The sequence below is a fragment of the Planococcus sp. SE5232 genome (genome assembly GCF_050686535.1).
Lineage (GTDB): Bacteria > Bacillota > Bacilli > Bacillales_A > Planococcaceae > Planococcus.
This window is the reverse complement of sequence record NZ_JBOGCP010000005.1, coordinates 212,374-235,000: the sequence shown is the minus strand read 5'-3', so window position 1 is coordinate 235,000 and position 22,627 is coordinate 212,374. Positions and strand designations below refer to the sequence as shown.

The window sequence follows — 22,627 nt, the reverse complement described above, 5'->3', positions numbered from 1 at the left end:
TCCCGTAGGAGTCTGGGCCGTGTCTCAGTCCCAGTGTGGCCGATCACCCTCTCAGGTCGGCTACGCATCGTCGCCTTGGTGGGCCATTACCCCACCAACTAGCTAATGCGCCGCGGGCCCATCCTGCAGTGACAGCCGAAACCGTCTTTCCGTGCAGCCTCAGGAGAGGCCGCAAACTATTCGGTATTAGCACCGGTTTCCCGGAGTTATCCCGATCTGCAGGGCAGGTTGCCCACGTGTTACTCACCCGTCCGCCGCTGAACCGAATGGAGCAAGCTCCACCGGTTCCGCTCGACTTGCATGTATTAGGCACGCCGCCAGCGTTCGTCCTGAGCCAGGATCAAACTCTCCATTATAGAGTAGTTGATTGCTCAAATACTTGCTGGCGTACCGCCGTCCGAAGACGCACGGTTCGCTTGTGATCTGCATACGCTGATCAGTAAAGTGCGCGGGCCGTTTTGCGCGGCCGTTGCTGTTTGTTGACGTTTTGCTGTTCAGTTTTCAAGGTTCAAATTTGATTGCCGCGCTCATTGGCGACTTTATCAATATACCTCACTTCAACTTCAGTGTCAATACTATTTCAAAATATTTTTTCTGAGTTGTCTTAAGGACATATATAAATATAAACCGCCACGAACGAAAAATCAAGCCTTTCTTTTTAAAAAGAACATTTTAATTTTTTGATAGTCTGTAACAAACAGCGTAATCCCCGCCAACACTACACTTCCACCCACTATTTGAGAAATGCTCAAATACTCACCAAGTATAAAGTAAGCAAGAATAGCAGCTCCTACCGGCTCAAAAAGAATCGCAATTGAAATGACATTGGTGCTTACCCACTTCAACGCCCAATTGAATAAGGTGTGGCCAAGTAAATTCGGTATGAGTGCCAATAATAAAAACCACATCCATTCGGAAGCCGGATAAGGCCCAAAGGATTCCCCTTTGAATACAATATAGAAGAATAACGTTATCGTGCTGATTCCGTAAACAACGAACGTATAAGTCACCAATGATAATCTCTTTCTAACATCCTGCCCAAACAATAAGTAAGCTGTGATCAGTGCACAAGCAATCAAAGCCAACAGGTCTCCATAAAGCGCGCTTCCACTTACCTTGAAATCTCCATAACCAATCAGCACACTCCCTGAAATCGCAATCCCTCCCGCAACAAGGGTCTTAATAGAGAGTTTCTCTTTAAAGAAGAAGTATGTACCCGCAAATGCGAATAATGGCTGCAGCGTTACAAGCACTGTTGAGCTGGCCACTGATGTATAATTAAGTGATTCAAACCATAAAATAAAATGAAATGCTAAAAATACTCCCGCTATCGATGTGAAGAGCCAATCTCTTTTGCTTAGCTTTTTGATTTCATGGGTATATTTCAGGAAGAAGACCGGACTCATAATCAAAATTGAAAATAACATACGATAGAAAGCCGTTACTCCTGAATCGGCGGATGTCATCTTAACAAAAATTGCTGACAACGCTACCGAGAAAACTCCTACTATAATAGGGATATACGGATGAATAGCCGGTTTCTCCATTCAAACACCTCTTCTTTATTCCAATTTCACCGACAATGCACGTTATAAGTTTGCCACTACCTGCCTGAAGAATCAATACAAGTTCAAAAAGGGAGGGTGATTAACATGGAGTTTTTCAGTGCATTACAAATTTCTTCATTGGAAACTTTCTTTAAACTTCTTATAGCTGCTCTTTTAAGTTTAGTCATCGGGCTAGAAAGGGAATTAAAAAGGAAGCCGGTTGGACTTAAAACCAGTGTTGTCATTTCAACCTTCAGTTGTCTGTTGACTATCATCTCGATTGAATCTGCTTATATTGCGCAAGGCAGCGAGTATGATAATGTTAACATTACAATGGATCCGTTGCGCCTGGCTGCCCAGATTGTTTCCGGCATTGGTTTTTTAGGGGCCGGAGTGATTTTAAAACGCGGCAATGATTCCATATCAGGGTTGACTACTGCAGCGATGATTTGGGGTGCAGGAGGAATCGGGATTGCAGTTGCAGCAGGTTTTTATATTGAAGCCATGACTGCTGTGCTGCTCGTGATAATTGGAATTGAAGTGTTGCCTCCCCTTCTCTTTAAGTTTGGGCCAAAGCGTTTGAAGATGGTCGAAGCGAACTTAAAAGTAGTTGTGGCTGACCGAGCATCAATACGAGAGGTGTTGAATGAATTAAAAAAAGGCGGATCGCTTATTGAAAGCATATCCATCACCCATTCAGATTTGGAGGGTCCTTCTTCTTTTCAGAAACTGACGATTCGCATGTCATTTTCACATGAGAAAGACACAATCGATCTGTATCAAGAGATATCGGATATGGAAAAGGTTAAGCAAGTTGAAATTGAACTGATTTGATCAAGGAGGAATTTTGATGAAAGAATTTTTCGGGTTATTGAAAAACGGCAATAAGCCGTCATTGACGGCAGCAGTCATTAATACATTTATCGCTATTATGAAAGGCGTCGCTTTCTTTTTTACCGGCAACGTCGCTATGTTCGCCGAGACGATGCACTCTATTGGCGATGCAGCCAACCAGTATTTCGTTTTCATCGGTTCAGCACTCTCGAAGAAAGCTCCGACCAAGCGATTTCCGAATGGTTTTGGCCGTCTATTGAATATTGTTCTTCTCGGGGCGGTTTTGATTGTTGGAATCATGGCTTATGAAACGATCATCGAAGGCTGGCACCAGCTGACTCATCCTGTAGAAGCAGAAGGATTTATCATCAGTGTTGTGGTGCTGTCCATTGCAATTATCCTTGAATTTTTTGTTCTATATAAAGCCGGCAAAGAAATTTTACATGAAGCCGGTGTTAAAGGTGGAGCAATGGCTCCGCTTACTACAAGCTTTACCCACTTGAACCGGGCGAAGCCGGCAACTAAATTAGTATTCCTCGAAGACCTGGTAGCAACTGCAGGTGGTGTCCTAGCCTTGATCGCAGTACTGATTGCACATTACACAGGCTTCCTGCAAGTCGAAGGTGCAGCATCCATCGCTATCGGCTTTATGATGCTTTACGTTGTCGGGAAAGTCTTTTTGGACAATGCACGTGGTGCCATTGGCGAAACAGATGAACAGATGGTCAACCATATTGCCCATCTATTGAGCGATCATCCTGATGTTCGGGATATCAAAGAACTGGAAGTTGTTAAAGAAGGAGAATTCCTTCATGTGGAAACCAAAATTGAAGTTGACCCGAAATTGGATGTTCCACAAGCAGATGCCTTACAGGAACGCTTGGCGGAACTTATTCTCAGCCAACCAAGTGTCGATGACGTGATTGTTTCACTGGATGCCGATGACGGGCTTCCCCACTGGACGCATCTCAGCAGCCGTCCCGCCTCTCTCGATAAAAAATAACCAAAGAAAAAAGGCTCAGCGCTTTATGCTGAGCCTTTTTCTTATAGAGACGCTTGAAGAATTTCTTTCACGTCTTCATCTTTTAATTTCGCAAAGTTGCCGAACTCACCATAGACCATGGCTTTCTCAACCATCACATCAATTTTCGAATCATCGATATCGTAATAGTCCAAACGCGTAGGTGCACCAAGAGAAGTCCAGAACGCTACCAGGCGATCGATGCCTTCGTTGGCGATATCTGTTTCTGATTTGCCTTCTGGATCCACATCAAAGACACGGACTGCCATTTGAGCAAAACGCGCAGGGTTCACTTTCACGTTATGGCGCATCCATTGCGGGAAGAGAATCGCCAATCCGCCGGCATGGGGAATATCATAGACAGCCGACACAGCGTGTTCGATATTGTGGGAGCCCCAGTCTCCTCTATAACCCATTTCAAGGAATTTGTTTAAAGCCATTGTTCCGGCAAATAAGATCGTTTCACGGTTTTCATAGCTTTGAAGGTCGTCCATCAATTTCGGTGCAGTTTCAATGACTGCTTTCAGCACACCTTCACACATCCGGTCTTGAACAGGTGTGTTGCTCGCATCGTTGAAGTATTGTTCGAAAATATGGGACATCATGTCGACAATTCCGTAGACCGTATGGTTTTCCGGGACCGACAATGTATATGTCGGGTCAAGGATTGAGAACTGCGGGAATGACAACGGGCTACCCCATCCGTATTTCTCCTGCGTTTCTTCATTTGTGATAACGGAACCGGCATTCATTTCAGAACCTGTTGCAGCAATTGTTAAAACTGTTCCGAAAGGCAAAGCTTCTTTTGGCTGTGCTTTGCGGGAAACGAAATCCCATGCGTCCCCGTCATACTTGGCGCCACAAGCGATGAGCTTGGTGCAATCGATGACGGAACCGCCGCCTACCGCCAAAATCATTTCGATGCCTTCTTTTTTGCAGATTTCAATGCCTTTTCTGGCAGTTGAAATCCGTGGGTTCGGTTCTACTCCGGAAAGCTCGAAAACTTCAAGCTCAGCTTCTGACAACATTTGAATGACTTCATCATAAAGGCCATTCTTTTTAATACTGCCGCCACCGTATACCAGCAATACTTTCTTACCGAATTTCGGCAATTCTTTCTTAGCCGCCTGAAGCTGGCCTTTACCAAAAATTAGTTTTACCGGGTTGTAAAATGAAAATGCATTCATCCAATCATCCTCCTCTATTCAGGTTATATTATGTAGTTTCTTAAAACAAAATGCAAAAGATTGAGACAGAAAAACCGCCTGGAACAGAATCCAAGCGGTTTTCTTATTGTCTTATACCCAACCACGGAAGCGTGAAGCTTCAGCAGTTCTGCGGGCGCCGACCATATATGCTGCCAAACGCATGTCAATATTGCGTGTAGTGGCAACGTTGTAGACATTTTCAAATGCATCAACCAATTTTTTGTTGAGTTTTTCGTCCACTTCTTCTTGTGTCCAATAATAACCTTGGTTATTTTGTACCCATTCAAAGTAAGAAACCGTAACACCGCCAGAGCTTGCAAGAACATCAGGAACCAAAAGGATTCCGCGATCTGTCAGCATCTTAGTGGCTTCAGCGGTAGTCGGGCCGTTTGCTGCCTCAACGACGATGGAAGCCTTGATATCATTGGCATTCTCTTCCGTAATCTGATTTGCGATAGCTGCAGGTACCAGGATATCGCAATCCAATTCAAATAATTCCTTATTTGTGATGGTGTTATCGAATAGGGTAGTAACCGTTCCGAAACTATCACGGCGGTCCAATAAATAATCGATATCCAAGCCATCTGGATCGTGAAGAGCGCCGTAAGCATCCGAAATGCCGACTACTTTCGCTCCAGCGTCATGAAGGAATTTCGCGAGGAAACTCCCTGCATTGCCGAAACCTTGAATGACGACGCGTGCACCCTGCATATCCAGCCCACGTTTTTTTGCAGCTTCATTAATACAGATGGTCACACCTTGAGCTGTTGCTTTGTCGCGGCCTTGAGATCCACCAAGAACAATTGGTTTACCTGTGATAAAGCCCGGAGAGTTGAATTCATCGATTTTGCTGTATTCATCGTACATCCATGCCATGATCTGTGAGTTAGTAAACACATCCGGCGCTGGAATGTCTTTGTTCGGTCCGACAATCTGACTGATCGCACGGACATATCCACGACTCAATTTTTCAATTTCGTGCATGGACATTTCGCGCGGGTCGCAGATAATGCCGCCTTTTGCTCCACCATAAGGCAATTCCACAATCCCACATTTTAATGTCATCCACATTGATAAAGCTATTACTTCATCACGATTTACATCCGGATGAAAACGGACTCCACCTTTTGTTGGTCCGACCGCGTCACTGTGTTGAGCACGGTAACCGGTAAAGACTTTTGTTTTGCCATCATCCATCCGCACCGGAATGCGCACTTCCAAGATCCGCATCGGTTCTTTAAGAAGTTCGTACATCGCATCTTCGTATCCAAGCTTATCCAATGCAGTTTTAATAACATTCTGCGTTGACGTCAACAAGTTCAAGTTTTCAGCCATTGTATTAGTTCGCCTCTTTATATTTTAGTAATTACTCAGCATCTAGTGTAACACATGTCAATATTTATGTGCCACGTGAATGCTATTTAGAGAATACTTTTTGAATGCGTTCAATCGCCCAATCAAGTTCTTCTTTCGAAATGATTAATGGCGGTGCAAAACGGATAACCGTATCATGCGTTTCCTTGCATAAAAGGCCCAGTTCCTTTAATTGTTCGCAATACGGTCTTGCAGCTTCAGTCAATTCCATACCGATGAACAATCCACGGCCTCTGACTTCTTTAACAGACGGATGGTCGATTTCACGCAATTTCCCCATGAAATATTCGCCCAGTTCTTGAGAGCGTTCTGAAAGCTTCTCATCAAGCAAGACTTCCAGAGAAGCAACGGAAACTGCACATGCAAGCGGATTTCCGCCGAAAGTGGAACCGTGTGATCCAGGGTTGAATACACCCAGTACGGATTTGTCAGCTACGACACAAGAAATCGGGAATACCCCGCCGCCGAGTGCTTTGCCCAGGATATACATATCCGGATTTACATCTTCCCATTCGCAGGCAAACATTTTGCCTGTACGTGCAAGACCACATTGAATTTCATCCGCAATGAAAAGAACGTTGTTTTCGCGGCAAAGTTCTCTCGCTGCTTTAAGGAAACCTTTCGGAGGCATGATGATTCCCGCTTCACCCTGAATCGGTTCGATCAGGAATGCAGCAGTGTTTGGCGTAATGGCATTTTTCAATGCCTCCAAATCACCGAATGGAATCAAGTTGATGCCAGGAAGCATCGGTCCAAACCCTTTGCGGTATTCAGGATCTGATGACAATGAAACAGCCGTCATCGTGCGGCCATGGAAATTTCCGTCGCAAGCGATGATTTCTGCTTGGTTTTCCGCGACGCCTTTTACATCATATGCCCAACGGCGTGCAGCTTTGAATGCCGTCTCTACAGCTTCAGCGCCTGTATTCATCGGCAATGCCATTTCCTTGCCGGAGATATCGCAGATCATTTGATACCATGGAGCCAATTTATCATTATGGAATGCACGTGAAGTCAAGGTAACGCGGTCCGCTTGATCTTTCAGTGCTTGAATGATTTTCGGATGGCGATGTCCCTGGTTGACAGCTGAATAAGCTGACAACATATCCATGAATTTGTTGCCCTCTGGATCTTTTACCCACACGCCTTCTGCTTCTGTAATAACGATCGGCAGCGGGTGATAGTTATTCGCACCGAATTTCTCTGTTTGTTCAATAATAGTCTGTGTCTGTGTCATCTAAATTCCTCCTTTTTTAAAAAGGGCAGACATTCGTCTGCCCTTTTAATGAATTATTATACCATTTCTTGTTGTTTTAATACATTTAAACTGTTGAATTAATACATTTCAGAAGTGGTTTGGGCCTGCATGTGAAGAACAAGGTAATCTGGTCCGCCTGCTTTTGAGTCGGTTCCGGACATGTTGAATCCACCGAATGACTGGTATCCAACAATTGCGCCTGTACAGCCGCGGTTGAAATACAAGTTTCCAACATGGAAATCTTCACGGGCTTTTTCAAGGTTCGCGCGGTTGTTTGTAATCACTCCGCCAGTCAAACCATATTCTGTGTTGTTGGCGATTTCGATAGCATGGTCAAAATCTTTCGCTTTCATCAAACCAACGACTGGACCAAAAATTTCTTCCTGCATAATGCGTGCCTGCGGATCTAGATCAGCAAAGACAGTCGGATTTACGAAGAAACCTTTCGAGTCGTCTCCGTCTCCACCTGCAACCAGTCGGCCTTCTTCTTTGCCGATTTCAATATAGTCCATGATTTTTTTGTATGAGTTGCCATCGATGACCGGTCCCATGTAATTGGATTGGTCTGTCGGATCGCCAATCGTCAATTCTTTTGTCAATTCGATGACGCGTTCAAGTACAGTGTCGTATACATCTTCAACGATGACAGCACGTGATCCAGCTGAACATTTCTGTCCGCTGAAGCCGAATGCGGATTTCACGATTGATTGTGCAGCAAGCTCAAGATCTGCTTCCTTGTCTACGACCATGGTATTTTTTCCGCCCATTTCAGCAATCAGGCGTTTCATCCAAACCTGTCCTTTATTCACTTTAGAAGAACGTTCTGCGATGCGCAAGCCAACTTCTTTTGAACCTGTGAATGAGATGAAGCGAGTGTTCGGGTGATCGACCAAGTAATCCCCAACTTCAGCGCCTGGTCCTGGGATGTAGTTGACAACGCCTGGTGGCATGCCCGCTTCTTCAAGGACCTCAATGAATTTGTAGGCAACGATTGGTGTTGTTGAAGCTGGCTTCAATAGAACCGTGTTTCCTGCAACCATTGCTGCAACAGTTGTTCCAGCCATAATCGCGAAAGCGAAGTTCCAAGGTGAGATAACGACGCCTACTCCTAACGGAATATAATCGTAGCGGTTGTCTTCGCCCGGACGGCTTTCTACTGGCATGCCATCTTTCAGGCGCAGCATTTGGCGAGCGTAATATTCCATGAAATCGATGGCTTCTGCTGTATCTGCATCCGCTTCATTCCAAGGCTTGCCTGCTTCTTTCGTCAAAAGTGCCGAGAACTCGTGTTTGCGGCGGCGGACAATCGCAGCTGCTCTCATTAATACATCAGCGCGAATTTCAGGCTTTACTTTCTTCCACGTTTTAAAAGCTTCGTCAGCTGACTGCATTGCTTTTTCAGCCAATTCTTTATTTGATTTTGACACGCGGCCAATTAGTTCTTCTTTATTTGAAGGATTGAAGGAAACGATTTTATCTTCAGTGGTTACACGCTCTCCACCAATAATCAACGGATAGTCCTGACCCAGGTAAGCTTCAACTGTTTTCAAGCCTTCCAGGTAGTCTGTGCGATTTTTGTCGATCGAGAAATCTGTGAATGGTTCGTGTTTATAGGGAATCATGTAAATCCTCCTTGAGTTTTAAGTAAGCGCAAAAAAAATTTGCACTTTATATCTGCTTCCATATATAATAATGCAAAAGATTGTTGCATAATTCAAGTGTTTTTATTTAAAAAATCAAAATAATTTTGGAGTGAGCGTTTTGAAACCGGAAGATATCGATTTATCCCCGTTCTATAAATTTGCCGGAGAGCACGTGGCCATTGGGATTCACGCAGTTGACACCAAAGGGAAAACCATTCTTTACAACAAAAAGATGAGGGAAATTGAAGGCTTCGATTTTGACGAGCTGGCGGACCGCTCCCTGCTGGAGATGTTCCGTTTCGACCAATCCGAGAGCACCCTTCTGCAAGTTCTGCAAAGTGGCAAGCCTGTTTTCAACGTTAAACAAACTTATTGGAACCGAAAAGGCCAGGAAATCACCACCATCAATGATACGTATCCAGTCTTTACTGGAAAGAACCTGATTGGGGCCATCGAATTATCACGGGATGTTACGACGCTTGAAAAAGTGATTTATCAGCCCTTGAAAAAATACGAAGAACCCATTACCTTTTCGACGATTACCGCAGTTTCCAAAAGCATGAAGAAAGTCATTGCAACTGCTGAAAAAGCGGCGACGGCAAAATTGCCGGTGCTGCTGGTTGGGGAATCGGGGACCGGCAAAGAATTGATTGCTGAAGCGATGCACTCGGCCCAATCCTCTGACAGGCAAATGTACACACTCTATTGTCATGGAACAGACGGCATGATCATCGATCAATTAGGGGAAGACATCAAGCAAATTGACGATGGCACCATATACTGTGAGCGAATCGACTTGTTGCCGCTGCCGCTGCAGAAGCAATTATTGGAGATGGCTGAAGAACGCTCGAAGGGAAATACGTATTTTATCGCCAGTGTCGGTGACGACCCCGTGGAATTGATCGCTTCAAATCAGTTATTGAAAGATCTGTATTATTTCTTTTCATCGATGACCATCAAAGTGGAACCCCTGCGGTCCAGAAAAGAAGACATTCTGCCGTTTGTAAACGATTATTTTTCACGTCATCGGATGATGGTCGGTTCGATCGTCCAGGGGTTGGATCAGGAAGTCACGGATTTACTTCACACATATGACTGGCCAGGAAATTTAAAAGAACTCGAATTGCTGCTCGATGAAACTGCATCGATGTTGACAACACAGGAAATAGTGACGGTCGACATGCTGCCGCATCATTTCAAGCTGAAGACAGACCTGAAAAGTGAGCATCAGCCCGAAGACTTCATCGTTCAATCCAATGCAGACCTGTTGCCGCTCGATGAATATTTGTTCGAGGCCGAGATGTATTACCTTCAAAAAGCGATGGATCTTCATGGCGGCAACGTCACGAAAGCAGCTGCTGCCCTCGGCATGAGCCGGCAAAACCTGCAATACCGGTTACGGAAAATCAAAAAAAACGAAGCGCAGACATGATGTCTGCGCTTCGTTTTTTGTTTTGTTACTGTCCAGAGCGTTTGATCCACTCTTGCATTTTGTCTTTCAATGAGTTGAATCCTTCAGAATCACTTTCGTTCACATGTGACTGAAGAGATTGTTTTGGTTTTTCAGTTCTTTGAGCTGCTGGTGGCTGCTCTTGAAGTGCGCGGATTGAAAGGCTGATTTTTTTAGATTTCTCATCAACTTCCAATACTTTCACGTCAACTTCTTGTCCTACTGCCAAATACTCACTTACTTCTTTCACGTAACCGTGAGTGATTTCTGAAATGTGGACCAAACCTTGTGTTTGATCGTCTAAAGCTACGAATGCGCCGTATGGCTGGATTCCTGTAACTTTACCTGAAACCGTATCGCCTGTTTGGTATGTTTTTGTCATGTTTACCCGCTCCTAGTCATATCTAATTGTCCTGTACACCTATTGGCATCTGTATATTATAGCACAGGTATATGCCCAGAGTAAAATCAGTAATTATTTGAGTGAACCATACGCCAGCCATCCTCGGTTTTTTTCATCAAAAAGCTTTCTTTAAACAGGCTGTCCTGAGGTCCGGAAGCGTATTCTATTTCGGCTCTGCCGGTAAGGTCCCCTGAATTCCATGCACTGAAATTGGTCGCGAACGCCAATTGTGCCAATTCGGAAAATGGGCGAAAACTATGCAATTCCAAAAAATAAACGTATTCTTCATCTGTCCATTCAGTTTCTGTACTCAATTTTCTCATTGCTTGAATATCTTTGTTTTCTACAGCTTTGAAGAACACCGCTGCCACTTCTCCAGGTTTGGTGTCAGCAGGAAGCTGGTTTTGTTGACCGGCCGTAAATGCCGCATACAGCGAGTCGACATTTTCTTTAAATTGCTGATCTGCACCCAGCAAGTCATAGCTTTCATACTGCTGGTAGTCGATTTGCCATATCCGGTCTTTCTCAGTCACCAACAGGAGATCTAATCGTTGATCGTATTCATCCAATTGAACTTGAGGGTAGATATAGACCTTGTCTTTTACCCGCTGTTTAGAGAAGTCACCCGAAAGTTCAACCCATTGTGCGGTTTCCGCAATATCGGGAATTGGCTTCCATTCTTTTTCAAATTCCGTAAGTGGCGGCTTTAACGGACTGTCTGCCAACAGATGCCACAGCGTCTCAGTATCTCCGAGTTTATTGGCATAATGGTACATGAACAAAACATCCAGTGGCGGGACGTCCGCTAAAAGCTGGAGGTCATAGGTGGATTTGAATGATTCGTATAAAGGCTGTATGCGGCTCCAGTCAAAATCCTGCATGTCGACAAACTCATCTTCAATCATCAAATTGCCATTGGGCAGCTTCTCGGCAAGGTCACCTGACTTTTCCATTGCTAAAGCATTCAAGAGATCCTGGAATTTCAATTCATCGTAATGAGCCGAAGCCGTCCAATCACTGGCTTCCATTTCCTCAAGGATCGGCAGCATCAAAAAGGCCATCGGATTGGATGTAGCCAATCCATTCCAGGCTTTGCGGTAATCATCTTTGACTTTGCCTTCTGTATCATAGACCGAAGAGTTTTCGCTTCCCTTCACCAACTGCCAAAAGACTTGCTGATAGGCCACTTCGATTCCATCAAATAAGGAAGTCCCATCTCCTTCCTCCACTAAAGCCTGCTCCATGATCATCAAGTGCTGAGGGATGGTTTCGATTGGCATTAAAAATCCGCTGCCATCAAAATAAGGTTCATTGCTCAACAGGTTTAAATATTGCCAGGCATAAGGGTCACTTGCGATCGGCTGCTGCTGATTAAGGATATGGACATCCCGGACCGTTCTGAACTTTTCACCGTTTGGGTGTACGACTGCGAGCAGGTTGTATTCGGGAAGGGATTCCACAAGCAAACGCAATTTTTCAGGATAGTTTTCTGACTCCGCCAACAGTTTTTCGGGAGATAACTGATCCATCACGATCGTCGATTCCAATTCCTCCTGATACTTCAACAGCACGCTGTCCGCAAACACACGCAGCTCGTCTGTTTTGGCTGCATAATTGCGGAGAAAGTCTTCTATTTCGCTGCTTGGCATTGCATTGGGACCCGTTAAGGACTCCGTCATGCCTCGCGGAGTTTCAATTTGCCTGAAAAGGTGATCCATAGCCAGCTGCATTTCTATGGGATCATCTTCCAGCGAACGGAGTGATTCATCACTGAACGTCCTTGCCATTTCGGCATCTGCCTGTTTGACATAATCCAGCTGACTGTATTGTTCAATCGACATTCCTAATCGCTTTGGCGAAGTTTCTTTGATGGTTTTGTATCGGCTCTGCCAGTCTGCAACCATTTCATCCGTCACTTTCTCAGCTTTTTGATATTCTGCTGTACCCGCTGTTTCGGACTGCTGGTCGTTTTTCGTAAAGCTTGCTCCGATGACCGCTGCCAGAAACAGACCCGCCGCCCCCATTACAATGAACGGTTTTTTTCGGTTCTGCAGTGGAGGCTCTGTGATTTTAGGGGATTCTTCTGGAGAAGAAGGGTTTCTATCTATACGCTGAAGCTCACGATCAACTGGCAAAGGGGGCACTAAGCGGCGATAGGATTTCTCAAGCAGAACCAGCCGCTGCTGCATCTGTCGTTCGTCCACTTGCAGATGCTGCTGTAACTCCCGCGTCCCTTCTTCCATCACCTGATGTAGCTGATGGTCCTGCATTTCTGTAATGATAGAGATTTCTGCTGGTGACAAGCTGTGAAAGCGAGTTAAAGCAAATGGGACACGCTTAGCCAAGTCCAATTTTTGCAGCTGCGTGTGCAGTTCCTGATCCTCTGGAAACCCAAGTACTTGAGGTTTACTGTTGTTTTCAAAGTGGAGAGAGTGCTCTTGTATTTGTTGAACCGTTATTTTGTATAGCTGAATTTTTGCCTGCTCTGGTGTCAGCTGCTCAAACTGTTCACGCAGTTGGAGCAGGACCAGCTGTTGGAAGTTCGGCAGTTCTTCTATAGTTACACCTAATTGGTAAACAAAGCGGCCGAGATCCGGCTGGATTTCACCGACCCAAGAAGAGAATGCGGATTCTTCCCCTTTTTGGCCTTGTCCATAATGATCATTTGCAGATGCCATTGCTCCACCTCTCAACCTTTTGGAATAATCACTCTTTTAAGTTACTAAGTATTATACGCTCTAATCCTCCCAGCGTTTCAAATACTGCTATTTTTTTTAGTGCTGCTCGTGTAAAATGAGGAAATCTACATGAGATAGGAGTGAAGAAGTTGAAAAAACGTGATCAATGGAGTTCCAAGCTAGGCTTTATTCTTGCGGCTGCAGGGAGCGCAATCGGCTTGGGGGCCATTTGGAAATTCCCATACGAAACTGGCGCTAATGGAGGCAGTGTCTTTATCTTACTGTTTATCATCAGTACAGTAGCCATCGGATTGCCGATTCTTCTGGCTGAATTTGTCATCGGCCGCAGAGGCCAGGCTGATGCAGTCAGCGGATTGAAAAAACAAGCTCCCGGTAAACCGTGGTATTTAATCGGCTGGTCCGGATTTATCTTTTCGTTTCTGATTTTGTCTTTTTACAGTGTTGTTGGCGGTTGGGTCTTATCGTATTTGGGCCGCTCTATCCTGTTCCAGTTATCCGATTTAGGGGACGCTGAATTTGCCGAGCTGTTTACCGGCATCATTACTAATCCATGGGAAGTTCTGCTTGCGCAGGCCGCTTTCATGGGATTGACTATTTGGATCGTACAAGGCGGCATCAAGGGCGGCATCGAACGCGCCAGCAAAATCATGATGCCGGCATTATTGATTTTCTTCCTGGTGTTGATGATTCGTTCGTTGACACTGGACGGGGCAATGGAAGGCGTACGTTTCATGTTCGTCCCTGATTGGTCATTCTTTAATTTTGAAACAGCATTGGTGGCACTTGGCCAAGCTTTCTTCTCGTTAAGCGTCGGTGTTGCCGGAATGATTACCTATTCATCCTACCTGTCGAAATCTGAAAATCTGACGCGCTCTTCTGTCAGTGTGGTGTCCTTGAACATCATCATTTCAATCATGGCAGGACTGATCATCTTCCCTGCTGTATTCGCTTTGGGCTATACACCCGATCAGGGGCCTGGTCTGGTGTTCATCATTCTTCCAGCTATTTTCGATCAATTGTTCATGGGTGAGTTCCTGATGATCATCTTCTTTATCCTGTTGCTGTTTGCAACCTTGACTTCTTCCATTTCCATGCTGGAGATCACGGTTTCCATCGGTGTCAAGAATAAATACGATCGCCGACGCCGTGTCGCGTTGATTTTCGGCTTGATGATTTTCATCGTCGGAATTCCGAGTGCCTTGTCTTTCGGCGTCATGCCGCAAGAGATATTCTTCGGGATGACATTCTTCGATTTCGTCGACACATTGACGAGCAGAATCGGCTTGCCGCTCGGCGCCTTATTCACGTCACTATTTGCGGGCTATGTTCTGACAAAGCAAGATGCGCACGAAGAGCTGTCCCAGCAGAATCTGTGGGTTGATATTTGGCGTATACTGGTCCGCTATGTGGCACCGATTGCAATCATCGTTGTTTTTATCCAAGGCATCTTTGCTATTTTCCAAGGATGAAACTGTTCGAAAAATGCCATAACTTATCCTATCGGAAAAATTCTGTGCATGATAGTATATAAATAGAAGAAAGTTCCATTAAAGAAGGAGTGCAGGAAAATGAAAAATGAGTTACACGACCAATTAAAAGCGCTTCGCGTAGAGCGTAACTTATCATTGGACGAATTGTCCTTAAAGACAAGAATTGGCGTCGCCAAGCTTCAAGCCTACGAAAGCGGCGAAGAAGTCCCTTCCAACCAAACCATTTTAATCCTTTCAAATGCATTGGAAGTACCCGCATCTAACTTAGTAGATGGCTTAGGTTCAAAATAAGCCATCATCAAAAAAAGAGCTTTCGGCGACTATTCGCCGAAAGCTCTTTTTGTTTTTCAGATAATGTGTTTCGCTTCATACTTGAACGCAATTAACTTGTAGGAAATTTCCACACACTGCTCCAATGGAATCCATTTATCGAAGGAGATTTCATAGATGCTCTGGATTTGCTTCGCGAGTTCAGAAGGATGATCCAGAACATGCAATTGGACGATGACTTTTTCGATTTCGGTGCCATACAGCTCTGAACCGATTGCAAAAGGATCCCAGTCTTCCAGGACTGCAACGGCTCTTCTGTTCATTTCACTTGTATTCATTTGTTTTCACCTAACATTTCTGCAGCGTTAAGGGCTATAATAGCACAGAATCACAAAAAGAAAAGCAGAAGAACCCGGTAAAAGGGAGCTTCTGCAATTCATTTTAAGTGTTGAGATGGCCGGTCACTTCTACAGTCATCTACCGGAGTAGCTGGCACTTGCATTTTTTGTCATTGCCCCAGTATTTCGATGGAATCAATGGTCACGTCTTCGACCGGTTTATCCTGCTCGGTTTCAACTGCCGCGATGGCATCTACGATATCCATGCCTTCGATCACTTGTCCGAACACCGTATGCTTGCCGTCAAGCCAAAACGCACCACCTTGTTCCAGATAGACTTCCCGGATTTCCTCCGGATATTCGCCGGTCAAATCCGCTTCTGCAACTGCCGGTCCTTGGACGATGAAGAACTGGCTGCCGTTCGTCGTAGGACCCGCGTTCGCCATCGACAAAGCACCGCGGATATTGAAGAGATGGTCATTGAATTCATCTTCAAACGGAGCGCCGTAGATACTTTCACCGCCGCCGCCCGTGCCGGTCGGATCACCTGTCTGGAGCATGAAGTCCTCAATCACACGATGGAAAGTCAAGCCGTCGTAATAGCCTTCCTCTGCGTGCGTCAAAAAGTTTTCCACTGCTTTTGGTGCAATTTCCGGAAACAGTTTGATCTGCATGGATCCCATGGAAGTCGTAAGCTCAACAAGCGCTTCGTCATCAGCGACTTCTGTAGAGAGCTGAGGATAACCGTCCACTTCAACTGCTTCACTTTCGGTTGGTGCGGCCGCATCTTCAGTTCCGGTCCCCGCTTCTTCTTCTGAGCATGCACCCAGGAAAAATGCCAATAAAATCGGTGTTATAATCGCTTTTTTCATCCTTTTCACCCCGCCTTATTTTAGCATAGAATTTTTTTGAATTCACTGGTAAGATACAACACTTTCTTCGTAAGACGAAATATCTTATAATAAGAACAGTTGCTCCATTAAGAAAGAAGGGGTCCAGTTGGATACTCAGAAAAAGAATTTCTTCATCATCATGTTCACCAATTTCCTGGTGGCCGGCAGTACCACAATGATTATGCCATTCTTATCTCTTTATATCGAATCGCTTGGCAACTTCACAGATGAATACGTACAGCGCTGGTCTGGCCTCGTATTCGGAATCACCTTTGTCGCTGCATTGATCATGTCGCCGATTTGGGGCCGCATTGCCGATAAATATGGCTTCAAACCGATTTTAATCATCAATGGATTCGGCATCGCCATCAGCATCTTCATGATGGGGACTGCAGATTCTGTAACAGAACTGTTTTTAATCCGTCTGTTCATGGGCGTTGTGACGGGTTTCATCCCGACTTCACTTGCTTTTGTCAGTTCACAGACCTCTAAGGAGACGGCAGGAAAAACACTTGGCACACTTCAGATGGGCAGCGTCTCCGGCACGCTGTTCGGTCCGGTTCTCGGCGGCTTGATGGCCGACGCTTTCGGCTTCCAGTACACTTTCCTGATTACAGCCAGCGTCATTTCGATTGCTGCCTTGTTCGTGGTCTTCGGGCTGCATGAAATCAAACGGGTTAAACAGAAAGATGCCCATGTTTATGCCCCCAGAACCATCATCACCGGTATTTTGAGCCATCGACTGATACTGAATGTCATGATTATCACGGCTCTGATTCAAATCGGCAATTTCAGCATCCAGCCGTTATTGTCGTTGTATGTTGCGCATTTGACGGAAGGCAGCGGACAAGTGGCATTCCTGGCCGGCATCACTTTCAGCGCAACGGGAGTCGGAAATCTTCTGTTTGCCCGTCGCTGGGGCCGCTTGGGTGATTCCATCGGCTACGAGAAAGTTCTCGGCTTCCTGCTGCTGCTGGCATTTGTTTTCATCATTCCACAGGCCTTCGTCACTGAACTTTGGCAATTAATCATTTTGCGGCTGTTGTTCGGGGTTGCAGTCGGCGGAATGATTCCGACGACCACCGCTTTGATGCGCCGGGAGGCACCGATTGAAATCCAAGGGGAAATCATGGGCTACAACACCAGCTTCCGTTTTCTTGGAAACATTATCGGTCCCATGTTCGGTGGGATTGTCAGCGGCTTTATCGGCATCTCCTCAGTCTTTATCGTGACAGGAGTACTGTTCGTTCTCGCTTTTGCTTTCCTTCGCTATACCTTGGCAAAACCTGAACAGGATTTCGAAGATGTACTGCTCGAGCAGGAATTGAAGAATATTTAAAAAAAGCAGGCTTTCACATCCGAAAGCCTGCTTTTTTGCTGTTTTTTACCCTATTCACAAAATAAACATAATCAGGTTTCTTCCTATTTGAAAAGCACTGGAAAATCTACAGGGATTCAACAGCGTTAATCGGTGAACGGTGCAAATCCATCAGATTTACGTTATAATTTCTAATTAGAAACTCATCACGTTTATGCTGGAAGGAGGATTCATTTGTCATTTGTATTTTTAATCTTTTTACCTTTGTTTGCAGCCCTCTTCATTCCGCTGCTATTTAAGAAAGTAGGAAAGATCCATACGGGCTGGTTTGTTTTGATTGTTCCCGTTATTTTATTCATTTACTATGCCTCTTTGCTCCCTACCACGATCGCTGGCGGCAATCTGGTTTCTGAATTCCAATGGATCCCTTCACTTGATATCGCGTTTGTTGCGTATATTGATGGGCTGAGCCTGCTGTTCACACTGCTGATTACAGGCATCGGAGCTTTAGTGGTGCTGTACTCCATTTTCTATTTGGACAAACACCGAGAACAATTACATAATTTCTACGTTTATTTATTGATGTTCATGACGGCTATGCTCGGCATTGTCCAAAGTGACCATTTGATCACACTTTACCTTTTCTGGGAATTGACATCGATTTCATCTTTCCTGTTGATCGGTTATTGGTATACCCGCGACCGTTCGAGATTCGGTGCATTAAAATCAATGATGATCACTGTCTTTGGTGGATTGATGATGCTCGGGGGCTTTGTGCTGCTGAGCATCATGGGGAATACATATTCAATACGTGAATTGATCCCACAAGCGCCTCAACTTGCGACTCATGATTTCTTTATCTGGGCGCTCGTTCTTGTGCTGCTTGGTGCATTTACGAAGTCGGCACAGTTCCCATTCTATATCTGGCTTCCGGATGCAATGGAAGCTCCCACTCCTGTAAGTGCTTACTTGCACTCTGCGACGATGGTCAAAGCCGGCCTTTACTTGGTTGCTCGCTTGACGCCTGTCTTTGCGATATCTGGAACGTGGATGTGGCTTGTTGCAGGGGTCGGATTGTTCACGATGTTCTGGGGTTCCTTCTTCGCATTGAAACAAAAGGACCTGAAAGGCATTCTGGCATTTTCCACAGTTTCCCAGCTTGGCTTGATCATGTCTCTGCTCGGAGCTTCGGCTGCCGGATACCATATCGATAATATTGCGGAAACCACATTCAAATATGCGGGATTCGCTGCTATCTTCCATTTGATCAATCATGCGGTCTTTAAAGGCAGTCTGTTCATGATTGCCGGGATCATCGACCATGAAACCGGTACGCGGGACATCCGCAAATTAGGCGGACTCATGAGCTTGATGCCGATCAGTTTCACTGTTGCCATGATCGGCGCCTTTTCCATGGCGGGCTTGCCCCCATTCGGCGGCTTCCTGAGCAAGGAAATGTTCCTGACAGCGATGCTTTCTTTAACTGAATTCGACTTATTCTCCATGGATGTCTGGGGTGTGTTATTCCCGATCGTCGCGTGGCTGGGTTCCGTTTTCACGTTTATCTACAGCTTCTATTTCGTCTTCCATACATTTGCTGGCGAACATAAGCCGGATCAATTGCCGAAGCCTGCACACGAAGCACCGATCGGCATGCTGATCTCGCCGGTATTTCTGGCGCTGCTCGTCATCGTGATTTTCTTTATTCCGAACATCGTTGGTGACTGGCTCGTCAAACCTGCCGTCATGGCGATCCAGCCCTTCCTGTATAGTTCACCTGGAGAGGTGGATGTTCATGTTTCAGCCTGGCACGGGTTCAATACTGAACTCTTTATGACCCTCGGCATCTTTGCCGTCGGCGGTTTGATGTTCTGGACACTGCATAAATGGCAGAGGAGCTATGACCGGTTCCCCGATTCCGTGTCGTTGAACGCGTTATACGACAACTTGATGTTCTTGAGCGACACCGGTGCGAACCGTTTCTCTAAACTGTACATGACCGGCTTTATCCGCTCCTACTTGGTCTATATGTTCAGCTTTGTCGTCATTATCGTTCTCGGAACACTCTTCCTGACCGAGGCATTCGCTTATGATGTCACCAACTTGGCGCCGATCGGTTTTTATGAAATTGTCATCCTGATCGCATTGATCGGTTCGACTCTGACGATTCTGTTTTCGAAATCGAGGCTTACCGCCATTATCGCGTTAGGTGCAGTCGGTTATTCAGTCGCCTTGTTCTTCGTCATTTTCCGTGCACCGGATCTGGCATTGACCCAACTGGTGATCGAGACCATTTCTGTCGCGCTGTTCCTGTTGGCATTCTATCATTTGCCGCAGATCAGCCGGAAAGAAGAACGTATGCGTTTCCGTCTGGGGAATGCGGTGATTGCGCTCGGTGTCGGAGTCACGATGACTTTGGTCGCCTTGTCCGCACATTCGCAAAAGTTCCTCCCTTCCATTTCCGAGTTTTATAAGGAAACGGTCTACTCGGAAGCAGGAGGCGGAAATATCGTCAACGTTATTTTAGTCGATTATCGTGGATTTGATACATTGTTTGAAATTGCTGTACTGGGCATTGCCGGTATCGGCATCATCACCATGATCAAATTGCGGTTGACCAAAAAGGAGGGTCAACATGAGAACAAATGATGTCATGCTTCAAACGGCTACAAAAGTAGTGACCTTCATCATTTTGATGTTTGCTGTCCACATTTTCTTTGCAGGGCATTATACGCCGGGTGGCGGATTTGTCGGGGGGCTATTGACTACCAGCGCAATCGTCTTGCTGATGCTTGCGTTCGACATTGAAACGGTCAAAAAGATATTGCCGCTCAATTATGTCACGATGACAGCAGTCGGCTTACTGCTAGCTCTTGCCACTGCCTCTGCATCCATCATTTTCGATGTTCCTTTTTTCACACATGCTTATGATTATTTTGAATTACCGCTTTTCGGTAAAACGTCCTTACACTCGGCTTTACTTTTCGATATAGGCGTTTACCTGGTTGTTGTCGGTGTAACGATGACCATTATTCAAACGATTGGAGAGGATGAATAATGGAAATAATTATGTCGGTTGCCATTGGATTTCTCTTTATGGCAGCTGTTTACTTAATGCTTTCAAAAAGCCTGATTCGCATCATCATCGGGACAGGGCTGCTGAGCCATGGCGCCCATCTATTGCTGTTGACCATGGGAGGGCTTGGCGGAAACTCGCCGCCCGTCGTGGCTGAAGGGGTCAGCGTCAGCGATTACGCAGACCCGCTGCCCCAGGCTTTGATTTTGACAGCTATCGTCATTTCATTTGCTGTAACATCATTTTTCCTAGTGCTCGCCTACCGGTCTTATCAGGAGCTCGGTACCGATAATATGGATCTGCTGAGAGGAACTGAAGACTATGAGTAATTTACTTCTATTTCCGATCATCATCCCTTTGTTTTTTGCTACTATCCTGATGATTTTTCCGAAGCGACTGAAGTTTCAGCGTATAATTGCTGCAATTGCTGCGGGCACGACTTTGATTGCTGCATTGTTCCTATTGGCTAAAGTCAATGCAGATGGAGTTCAGGCTGTGACGCTGGGCAGTTGGCCCGCACCTTTCGGGATTTCCATGGTGTCGGATCCGCTGTCCGCCCTATTGGTGGTCACTACTTCGATCATTACCTTGTTTGTCGTGTTTTACAGTTTCCCGACCATCGGTGTGAAACGTGAGCAATCCTACTACTACCCGGCTGTTATATTTTTGATGGTCGGCGTCAATGGTGCCTTCACAACAGGCGATATCTTCAACTTGTTCGTATTTGTCGAAGTGTTGCTGATGGCTTCCTATACCTTGATTGTCCATGGCGGTGAAAAACCTCAACTGCGTGAATCCATCAAATATCTGCTGGTGAACATCATTTCATCCGCTTTGTTTGTAGCCGCTGTCGCGTTCCTCTACTCGGTTACTGGAACGTTGAACATGGCCGACCTGGCAGTGAAGATTCCACAGATTGAAGAAACCGGCATCCTGACTGTCATAGCTGTCATGTTCCTGATGGTCTTCGGCTTCAAAGCTGCTATTTTCCCGTTATACTTTTGGTTGCCGGGATCGTATTACTCACCACCTATTCCAATATTGGCGCTGTTTGGAGCTTTGCTGACAAAAGTCGGCGTTTATGCCATCATGCGTACATATACGTTGTTCTTTACAATGGACATCGCATTTACCCACGAGTTGCTGGGAATCATCGCGATCCTGACCATTCTTGCCGGCTGCGTCGGTGCACTTGCCTATTTCGATGTTAAAAAGATCATCATTTACAACATCATCATTGCGGTCGGTGTAATCCTGTTCGGAATCGCTCAATTAAATCAGCCAGGTGTCGATGGATCCATCTTCTACCTGCTTCATGACATGCTGATTAAAGCTTCCCTGTTCTTCCTGGTCGGAATTGTCGCCGTATTGTTCGGCACGTCAGACCTTCGCAAAATGGGCGGATTGATCAAAACCTATCCATTCCTTGGCTGGACGTATCTGGTTGCCGCATTTGGGCTTGCGGGAATACCGCCGCTCAGTGGATTCCCGGGCAAACTGCTGATTGTCCAGGGTGGCTTTGAAGGCCCGCAATTTTGGGGCAGCATCGTCATTCTTGCAACCAGCCTGATCGTATTATTGAGTGCTGTGCGCATCTTCATCTACGCTTTCTGGGGAGAACCGGTTGAAACCGTTCCCTTAAAGAAATCCGTTTTTAATCAAATGTTTATCCCGACGGTCATCCTTGTTGCCATTACAGTGGTATTCGGGGTCGGTGCGGAACTCTTCATGCCGTTCATTTCAGGCGCAGGTGAAGTGCTGCTGAATCCATCCATCTATATTGATGCGGTCTTAAAGGAGTAGAT

Annotated in this window: 19 protein-coding genes and 1 rRNA gene (1 of these 20 cut by a window edge); 10 read left to right on the top strand and 10 right to left on the bottom strand. The window is 45.7% G+C overall.

Translation table 11 applies throughout. The features are described 5' to 3' along the window. Positions 1-356 (bottom strand): 16S ribosomal RNA (locus ACRC6Q_RS17075) (it extends 1,195 nt beyond the left edge of the window). Positions 357-644: 288 nt separating this feature from the next. Continuing rightward, positions 645-1,547, bottom strand: a complete 903-nt coding sequence (locus ACRC6Q_RS17070) for a DMT family transporter (RefSeq protein ID WP_223642001.1) — start codon at positions 1,545-1,547, stop codon at positions 645-647. Positions 1,548-1,652: 105 nt separating this feature from the next. Between ACRC6Q_RS17070 and ACRC6Q_RS17065 the strand changes: the two genes are divergently transcribed. Together ACRC6Q_RS17065 and ACRC6Q_RS17060 are read left to right on the top strand one after the other, a co-directional pair. Beyond that, a complete protein-coding gene (locus tag ACRC6Q_RS17065; RefSeq protein WP_223641999.1) occupies positions 1,653-2,381 on the top strand; it encodes an MgtC/SapB family protein in 729 nt (242 codons plus the stop codon). A gap of 16 nt (positions 2,382-2,397) precedes the next feature. Further along, the gene (locus tag ACRC6Q_RS17060) at positions 2,398-3,384 is read left to right on the top strand and encodes a cation diffusion facilitator family transporter (RefSeq protein ID WP_223641997.1); all 987 of its coding nucleotides are present in this window, start codon (positions 2,398-2,400) and stop codon (positions 3,382-3,384) included. A gap of 41 nt (positions 3,385-3,425) precedes the next feature. Here ACRC6Q_RS17060 and ACRC6Q_RS17055 read toward each other — a convergent pair whose 3' ends face one another. The 4 genes from ACRC6Q_RS17055 to pruA form a co-directional block, all read right to left on the bottom strand. Then, a complete protein-coding gene (locus ACRC6Q_RS17055; protein ID WP_394121599.1) occupies positions 3,426-4,589 on the bottom strand; it encodes an iron-containing alcohol dehydrogenase in 1,164 nt (387 codons plus the stop codon). A gap of 111 nt (positions 4,590-4,700) precedes the next feature. Continuing rightward, a complete protein-coding gene (locus ACRC6Q_RS17050) occupies positions 4,701-5,945 on the bottom strand; it encodes a Glu/Leu/Phe/Val family dehydrogenase (protein ID WP_223641994.1) in 1,245 nt (414 codons plus the stop codon). A gap of 82 nt (positions 5,946-6,027) precedes the next feature. Continuing rightward, on the bottom strand, positions 6,028-7,221 hold the full coding sequence (locus tag ACRC6Q_RS17045) for an ornithine--oxo-acid transaminase (protein ID WP_223641992.1): 1,194 nt from the start codon (positions 7,219-7,221) through the stop codon (positions 6,028-6,030). Positions 7,222-7,319: 98 nt separating this feature from the next. Continuing rightward, positions 7,320-8,864: an L-glutamate gamma-semialdehyde dehydrogenase gene (gene pruA, locus ACRC6Q_RS17040; protein ID WP_223641984.1), complete on the bottom strand. Its 1,545-nt coding sequence runs from the start codon at positions 8,862-8,864 to the stop codon at positions 7,320-7,322. Positions 8,865-9,003: 139 nt separating this feature from the next. Between pruA and ACRC6Q_RS17035 the strand changes: the two genes are divergently transcribed. Further along, positions 9,004-10,317: a sigma 54-interacting transcriptional regulator gene (locus ACRC6Q_RS17035; protein ID WP_223641982.1), complete on the top strand. Its 1,314-nt coding sequence runs from the start codon at positions 9,004-9,006 to the stop codon at positions 10,315-10,317. Between the two features lie 25 nt (positions 10,318-10,342). Here ACRC6Q_RS17035 and yugI read toward each other — a convergent pair whose 3' ends face one another. Together yugI and ACRC6Q_RS17025 are read right to left on the bottom strand one after the other, a co-directional pair. Next, positions 10,343-10,717 carry a S1 domain-containing post-transcriptional regulator GSP13 gene (gene yugI / locus ACRC6Q_RS17030; RefSeq protein ID WP_142828969.1) on the bottom strand — a complete coding sequence of 125 codons (375 nt, stop codon included), beginning with the start codon at positions 10,715-10,717 and terminating at the stop codon, positions 10,343-10,345. 86 nt (positions 10,718-10,803) lie between these two features. After that, the gene (locus ACRC6Q_RS17025) at positions 10,804-13,416 is read right to left on the bottom strand and encodes a hypothetical protein (RefSeq protein ID WP_431467119.1); all 2,613 of its coding nucleotides are present in this window, start codon (positions 13,414-13,416) and stop codon (positions 10,804-10,806) included. A gap of 149 nt (positions 13,417-13,565) precedes the next feature. Between ACRC6Q_RS17025 and ACRC6Q_RS17020 the strand changes: the two genes are divergently transcribed. After that, positions 13,566-14,906, top strand: a complete 1,341-nt coding sequence (locus tag ACRC6Q_RS17020; RefSeq protein ID WP_431467118.1) for a sodium-dependent transporter — start codon at positions 13,566-13,568, stop codon at positions 14,904-14,906. A 99-nt stretch (positions 14,907-15,005) separates the two neighbouring features. Beyond that, complete coding sequence (locus ACRC6Q_RS17015) at positions 15,006-15,218, top strand: helix-turn-helix domain-containing protein (protein WP_223641976.1); 213 nt, start codon at positions 15,006-15,008, stop codon at positions 15,216-15,218. Positions 15,219-15,274: 56 nt separating this feature from the next. On the opposite strand, the gene ACRC6Q_RS17010 is transcribed toward ACRC6Q_RS17015, so the two are convergent. Together ACRC6Q_RS17010 and ACRC6Q_RS17005 are read right to left on the bottom strand one after the other, a co-directional pair. Next, entirely contained in the window at positions 15,275-15,535 is a 261-nt protein-coding gene (locus tag ACRC6Q_RS17010; protein ID WP_223641974.1) for a DUF1871 family protein, read from the bottom strand. Positions 15,536-15,705: 170 nt separating this feature from the next. Then, positions 15,706-16,407 carry a peptidylprolyl isomerase gene (locus tag ACRC6Q_RS17005; RefSeq protein WP_431467117.1) on the bottom strand — a complete coding sequence of 234 codons (702 nt, stop codon included), beginning with the start codon at positions 16,405-16,407 and terminating at the stop codon, positions 15,706-15,708. Between the two features lie 127 nt (positions 16,408-16,534). Between ACRC6Q_RS17005 and ACRC6Q_RS17000 the strand changes: the two genes are divergently transcribed. From ACRC6Q_RS17000 to ACRC6Q_RS16980, 5 genes are all read left to right on the top strand, one after another. After that, entirely contained in the window at positions 16,535-17,767 is a 1,233-nt protein-coding gene (locus tag ACRC6Q_RS17000) for an MFS transporter (protein WP_223641970.1), read from the top strand. A 213-nt stretch (positions 17,768-17,980) separates the two neighbouring features. Further along, on the top strand, positions 17,981-20,395 hold the full coding sequence (locus ACRC6Q_RS16995; protein WP_431467116.1) for a Na+/H+ antiporter subunit A: 2,415 nt from the start codon (positions 17,981-17,983) through the stop codon (positions 20,393-20,395). Beyond that, entirely contained in the window at positions 20,382-20,804 is a 423-nt protein-coding gene (locus ACRC6Q_RS16990; protein ID WP_223641966.1) for a Na(+)/H(+) antiporter subunit B, read from the top strand. The genes ACRC6Q_RS16995 and ACRC6Q_RS16990 overlap by 14 nt, the downstream gene beginning before the upstream one ends. After that, positions 20,804-21,151 (top strand): Na(+)/H(+) antiporter subunit C, encoded by a 348-nt coding sequence (locus ACRC6Q_RS16985; RefSeq protein WP_223641964.1) that lies wholly within the window; start codon positions 20,804-20,806, stop codon positions 21,149-21,151. Before ACRC6Q_RS16990 ends, ACRC6Q_RS16985 begins: the two co-directional genes overlap by 1 nt. Next, positions 21,144-22,625, top strand: coding sequence for a Na+/H+ antiporter subunit D (locus tag ACRC6Q_RS16980; RefSeq protein WP_223641961.1), 1,482 nt, complete (start codon positions 21,144-21,146; stop codon positions 22,623-22,625). Before ACRC6Q_RS16985 ends, ACRC6Q_RS16980 begins: the two co-directional genes overlap by 8 nt. Positions 22,626-22,627: the final 2 nt, after the last annotated feature.